5 protein-coding genes are annotated in these 6074 nt (G+C 40.7%); 1 reads left to right on the top strand and 4 read right to left on the bottom strand.

Annotated features, from left to right (window positions below):
* Window positions 1-182 precede the first annotated feature (182 nt).
* From JW841_02510 to JW841_02500, 3 genes are all read right to left on the bottom strand, one after another.
* Window positions 183-1064, bottom strand: coding sequence for a carbohydrate ABC transporter permease (locus JW841_02510; GenBank protein ID MBN1959795.1), 882 nt, complete (start codon window positions 1062-1064; stop codon window positions 183-185).
* Between the two features lie 19 nt (window positions 1065-1083).
* A complete protein-coding gene (locus JW841_02505; protein MBN1959794.1) occupies window positions 1084-2049 on the bottom strand; it encodes a sugar ABC transporter permease in 966 nt (321 codons plus the stop codon).
* Window positions 2050-2179: 130 nt separating this feature from the next.
* Window positions 2180-3514 carry a carbohydrate ABC transporter substrate-binding protein gene (locus JW841_02500; protein MBN1959793.1) on the bottom strand — a complete coding sequence of 445 codons (1335 nt, stop codon included), beginning with the start codon at window positions 3512-3514 and terminating at the stop codon, window positions 2180-2182.
* A 421-nt stretch (window positions 3515-3935) separates the two neighbouring features.
* On the opposite strand from JW841_02500, the gene ugpC reads away from it, so the two are divergent.
* The gene (gene ugpC, locus JW841_02495; protein MBN1959792.1) at window positions 3936-5063 is read left to right on the top strand and encodes a sn-glycerol-3-phosphate ABC transporter ATP-binding protein UgpC; all 1128 of its coding nucleotides are present in this window, start codon (window positions 3936-3938) and stop codon (window positions 5061-5063) included.
* 93 nt (window positions 5064-5156) lie between these two features.
* On the opposite strand, the gene JW841_02490 is transcribed toward ugpC, so the two are convergent.
* The gene (locus tag JW841_02490; GenBank protein MBN1959791.1) at window positions 5157-5924 is read right to left on the bottom strand and encodes a tetratricopeptide repeat protein; all 768 of its coding nucleotides are present in this window, start codon (window positions 5922-5924) and stop codon (window positions 5157-5159) included.
* Between the last annotated feature and the right edge of the window lie 150 nt (window positions 5925-6074).

The raw sequence follows: 6074 nt of genomic DNA, 5'->3' as shown, positions 1-6074 counted from the left end.
GGTGTCCCTAAATGTCTCCCGTCGATCTTCACGAAATTCGCTACTTACGACCGCGTGCTCGCAAAAATCCTGCCTGCGACTTGCCACAAGCAAGTCTTTTGCATGATTTTGCTTAAGCGCGCGGCCATCGTTTACGCGGCTTTTGTGAATTTCTCGGTCTAACATTTAGGGACACCCCCTGATTATTCTTTCATACCACCAGTAAGACCTTCAATGAATTGACGCTGGAAGATCATGAAGAAAATCATAGGAACGAGAGCAGTTAGAAAGCCAGTGGCAATAATAGCATCATAAGGTTTATTAAAATGTTGACTATCCATAACCTGAATTTTAACGGGTAAAGTGAAAAGAGTATCACTTTTAAGAATGATCATAGGATTAAGAAAGTCATTCCAGAGTGTACGGAACTGAACAATTGATAAAGCAGCTAATGCCGGCCGTGATAAGGGAATGATTACATTCCACCAAATACGTATATGGCTCGCACCATCAATACGAGCAGATTCCATTAGGGCACGTGGAATTTTGATGTAAAATTGACGCAGCAGAAAAACGCCAAATGCCGACATAGCAGCCGGAAGGATTAGAGCTAATAAATTATCTGATAAGCCCAAAGTTGAAATGACTTTATAGAACGGTACTACCATTGTGGTCGCAGGCAGCATCATAGTGCCAAGGATTAAAATAAATAAACCACTACGGCCCGGAAACTCTAAATAAGCAAAAGCATAAGCACATAAAGAACAAACTAGTAGAGTACCTAAAATACCACCAACAGTAACGATTACTGACATAAGGAATGACAATAAAACGTTCCAATCGACAATGGCAGTTTTAAATGATTGTAATGAATAATCTTGAATGGCTTTAAAAAAGTGCTGAAATAAAACTGGTGGAAATTGAAAAATATCTGTTGCTGGTCTGAAGGATGAATCGAACATCCAAAATAATGGGTATAAATAAAACGCAGCAATAATACATAAAATCGTTATACCCACTAATTGTATTGGAGTAAGACGACCAAGCTTGCTGATATTTTCTGATTTTTTAGCTTTTCCCGACATGTAAATTTACCTCAAATAATTAAGCTTCGTCGTGCTTACCTAAACCGAGCATTTTAAGCTGCAGCAAGCTAACAAGCATGATAATTAAGAAGGTTAACCATCCAATAGCGGAGGCGAAACCGGTTAAAAATTCTTGAGAAAACCCTTGATCGTAAATGTAGGCCACTAAAGTTTTTGCTACGCCACCTGGACCATAAGAAGCATTCGGGAAGAGAATGAAAACCATATCAAACATCTGTAAACAACCGATAGCAGAGGTAACCATCACAAAGGTAATTGCCGGGCGCATTAGAGGCAAAGTGATTCTAAAGAGCACTTTAACTGGCGATGCGCCATCAAGACGGGCTGCTTCATAGAGTGTCGGGTCAATGGTTTGTAGTTGCGATAAAAAATATACCATGTGAAAGCCAGTCCATTGCCAGAAAGAGACAATTACAAGTAGTGTTAGTGCCCATTCTGAATTCATCAACCAATCAATATTATTCGGCAGATGAAGTAAACCTAAAACATGGTTGATGATGCCGGTGTCGCGTAAGAAAAACATACGAAATAAAATAGAAATCACAACGGTGTTAATTAATACCGGCAGAAAAAATGCAGATCGCAGAATAACACGAATACGAAGTAACGGAATCTGATTTAGTACAAAAGCGAGGAGAAATGCTGCTGGTACTTGTGTAGCTAAACAACCAAACATAAATTTGAAGGTAACTTTAACGGCGCGCCAGAATTCTGCTGAAGCAAATTCATCAGCATATAGAAGATCTTTATAATTTTGAAACCCGATATAATCACCAGCACTAATACCTTGAGCGTCTGAAACACTCATACGAAAACCGGAATAAAATACATAAAAACTAAAAACGCCCAGCAAAATAAAAAAAGGTGCTATCATGCCGTAAGCGTTAGCCGCGTCTTTAATAGCCATAAAGGAAATCGGATTTTTTTTGCGGCGAACTCTCGGACGGGCATTAGACGAAACCATCGAGCATACTCCCAATATATTAAACTAGGTTAGAGCCACGACCCAGTATAGTAAACAACCTATTGCATTGGCTCAGGTCATAAGGAAAAACAAAAGGGGCTGCTTTAGCAGCCCCTCAAAAGTGCAACAATTACTTATCAAGCTTCTTGAAACGTTTCATGGCACGTTTTTGGGTGCTGGAAAGACCTTGGTCAACGGTCATGCGGCCAGCAGCCATTTCGGTATAGCGCTGAGTCATATCACCAATAGCATCCCAGAAAATGTCGCCAGTATTAACTTTAGGCATATTCTTAGCAGCTTTGACTAAGAGCTGACCAAGTTTTTGACCGCCAAAGCGTGGATCTGGCTTATTAAATGCGGGATCTTCCCAAATCGAAGCCAGCGGAGGAAGCATGCCAGTTTTTTCCCAACGATCTTTAATGAGGGTTTTGCTATCGTACTGAATGAATTCAATGATTTTGTACATTAACTCAGAATCTTTGGTGTTTTTCGGAATAGCCATGAAGCTGCCGCCCCATGAAGCAGTAGTTGGGCCACCTTTTTTGTAAACAGGTAAATCGCGAACACGGAATTGATATTTAACTGCTTCACCTTTTCTTGAAGCTTTAGTCATGGCTGTTGATGGACCGGAGTCGCTACCAGTTGAAGCAAGATTTACTTGTGGAATCCACCAGTCAGGAGAAGCATAAGAAGCAAGAGTACCATTAGCTAGCAGAGCTTTAAAGTTACCCCAGTCCCAATTGATGAAAGCACCAGTTTTTTGCCAATCAAGCCATTTGGTAACAAATTCTTTAAATGCAGCGTTGGTAAATTGTGGCTCGCCGTTTGGCTTAAGAATTTGGGTACCGGTTTGTTGCCAAACCATGAACATGGTGTTGTTTAAACCATCACGACCATAAGGCAGTGCATAGTGAACTTGTTTGCCATCTTTTTGTACGGCAGCAAGTTTTTTCGCAGCGTCAAAGAACTCATCCCAAGTTGCAAGTTTAGCAACGTCAACGCCGACAGATTTCCAAACGGTATCGTTATAAATCAAAACGACTGGATGAACGTCGTGTGGGAGACCGTAAATGTGGCCGCCATATTTAACCCAGGCAACACGGCCAGGAACAACTTTGGAAAATACTTGTGACTTGGCCACAAAATCATCTAGAGGAATAACAAAGCTCTTTTTTGGATCAGCATTGAGAATACGGTTATTCTCAATCATCCATTCAATAATATCAGGTGCGCCGTTGCCGTCCATCAAGACAGCTTGCAGTTTTTGCACGAAAGCATTTTGAGCTACGACCTGAATATCAAACTCGATGTCGAATTTTTTCTCGATATCGGCTTTTCGAGCTTTATATTCATCAACGTTGTTTTGAGCAAAGCTCCAAAAAGTAACTTTTCGCTTTGCGAAGCCATCTGCTGACATTGCCATAGTAGCAGCCAATGCCACTGCCGTTAAAACTAATTTACGCATAAGCCCTCTTCCTCTTAGGTTTAGGTTAGTTAATTGAAACAAAAAACTACCCACCGAATTACATGCCGCGGGCCTTATAATACAGCCCACCAGACTTTACAATCGATCAGGTACTCTGATTGATCGCAAAATAATTAATCCATAAAACGGATTAATTTACCGATCATAATTTTAATGAAATATAATTGATGAAGTAATAGATTTATTATGCCTATAGGTTTAATAATGCATGTGAAAACATCGATAAATAATTATAGTATCTATTATCAATATTTAGCAGGTCATTAATTAATCATTAAATTATCATTTCGATCATGAATTTGAGGATATTGTTAATTTGTTTGTCGATTTTCTGGTTGTATACTCTTGTGAAGCTGCGCATTCCATGGCTTTATGCGCCTACTAAAACATGGGAGCAAAAATGGCAGGCGTAATTTTAAAAGATGTCGCCAAGCGCTTTGGTGCCGTATCAGTTATAGAGGGTTTAAATCTGGAGATCCGTGAACATGAATTTATGGTTCTCGTAGGCCCCTCTGGCTGTGGTAAATCTACGGCATTACGAATGATCGCTGGCTTAGAAGCAGTTAGTGGTGGAACGATTACTATTGGCAATCGTGTAGTTAATGATGTTCCTCCCAAAGATCGCGATATTGCAATGGTTTTTCAAACCTATGCTTTATATCCACATATGACTGTACGTGAGAATTTAGCCTTTGGTCTAAAAATGCGAAAAGTACCAAAGGTTGAAGCTGACCGCTTAATTACTGAAGCTGTACAAATTCTCGAAATTTCTGAATTACTTGAACGTAAGCCAAAGCAATTATCTGGTGGTCAACGTCAGCGTGTTGCGCTTGGCCGTGCTATAGTACGTAAACCAGCAGTATTTTTATTTGACGAGCCACTATCAAATCTCGACGCTAAACTGCGTGTGCAGATGCGTGGCGAGATTATGAAACTGCAGCAACGCTTGCAAACTACCTCTGTATACGTAACTCACGACCAAGTCGAAGCTATGACTATGGGTCATCGTATTGCGGTAATGAAGAGTGGTAAACTGCAGCAAGTCGGTACGCCATTAGAGGTTTATGAGCGTCCAGCAAATCTGTTTGTGGCTGATTTTATTGGTACTCCACCAATGAACTTTATTGAAGCCACCTTCGGAGATGGTGGTACGGTAATTGTGGCAAATGGATTTACTCTGCCAGTACCGCATAAACTAACTTCGCAGGCAGCATCTCGAGTAGGTCGTCGAGTAGTAGCTGGCATTCGTCCAGAGCATCTTTATGGACCTGGCAAGGCAGCAACGCAAGGCTCAATTAAACTTGATGTTGTTGTTGATATTTGTGAGACACTGGGTGATGAAGTTATCGTTCATGGCCGAGTGGGCGATAGTGTGCTTATATTTAAACTTGATCCACATCGTACCCCTGAGGTCGGTTCAACTATCGATATACATGTTGATCTTGATATGTTGCATTTATTTGATGGCGAAACCGAAGACCGAATTACTTGCGATAGCGAATCTAGCAATCGCGAAGTAGCATCCTAATTTTTCATTTCTTATTTATTAGGGACACCCCCTAGTTAAGATAGTTAAGATATTTTTATGAGTTTGGCGGCTAGTTAGAGTCGCCAGATTTTATCAGCGTCTAGCCTTTGGAAGTTTACGCATTTTACGCTGTCTTGGATCGATTAATTCAAGTTCGTAGTAAATTTTATCAGCTTTATCATATTCTCCGATGCGCTCATAAAACTCAGCTAGGCGATAACGATGATATAGTACACTTGGATGCAGTCTAGCTATAGTTACAAGAGCGGCTTCGGCACGATCCAGTTTGCCCAAATTTTCATAACAGACTGACATTGCAGCCAAAGCTCCGACATGCCCAGGTTTGTTCTGAAGAATTTGGTGGTATATTTCGATCGCTTTATCGCTATTGTTGTTTTGGCTATATACTGAAGCCAACAATATCATAGTATCTATTTGATTTGTTCGTTTTTCGAGTGCTAGCAGCAGCTCGCGCACGGCGTCATCAAGACGATTTTGTTGTTGATAGGCACTGCCAAGCTCAAAATGTGCACGCGCATTATTGCTATCCAGATTTACTGCTTGTTCGAATGCCGCAATAGCACGAGGATCTTTAGGATTTTTTGAAATAAGTGCGATTCCAAGCTCAAGATGTGCCAATGCCCAACTTGGTATTAAATTAACTACTACCGAAAAAAGTTTCTCTGCTTTAGAAAAATCACCAGCATTTTTTGCAGTTATGCCTTCGTCAAACGCCTTACGAGCTTGTTTGGCCGCAGCAATAATATTTAATTTACTTGATTCGGTTGTTGATGGTATTGCCACCGTTGTAGCAGTTTGGCTTAGAGCAGCAATGGTAATAATGAATGCAAACGACAACATAATTATTGCTTACGGCAGCTTACGCAATGAAGCAAATTGCTGGCGATTTTTATTTTTAAAAAAGTTACAGCGCTTTTCAATTGGGTTGAGCGTATACGAGAGTGTGTAGACCGTCGCCGAGTTAAGCACCCGAGGACCAAGCAGCGCAGG

It is taken from the genome of Deltaproteobacteria bacterium, from assembly GCA_016931625.1.
GTDB lineage: Bacteria > Myxococcota > XYA12-FULL-58-9 > XYA12-FULL-58-9 > JAFGEK01 > JAFGEK01.
This window is presented reverse-complemented; position numbering and strand designations above follow the sequence as displayed.

What these genes read in the sequence shown, in the direction of transcription:
- JW841_02500 (MBN1959793.1), bottom strand. Translation starts at nt 3,514, where the DNA reads ATGCGTAAATTAGTTTTAACGGCAGTGGCATTGGCTGCTACTATGGCA.
- JW841_02505 (MBN1959794.1), bottom strand. Translation starts at nt 2,049, where the DNA reads ATGGTTTCGTCTAATGCCCGTCCGAGAGTTCGCCGCAAAAAAAATCCG.
- JW841_02490 (MBN1959791.1), bottom strand. Translation starts at nt 5,924, where the DNA reads ATGTTGTCGTTTGCATTCATTATTACCATTGCTGCTCTAAGCCAAACT.
- ugpC (MBN1959792.1), top strand. Translation starts at nt 3,936, where the DNA reads ATGGCAGGCGTAATTTTAAAAGATGTCGCCAAGCGCTTTGGTGCCGTA.
- JW841_02510 (MBN1959795.1), bottom strand. Translation starts at nt 1,064, where the DNA reads ATGTCGGGAAAAGCTAAAAAATCAGAAAATATCAGCAAGCTTGGTCGT.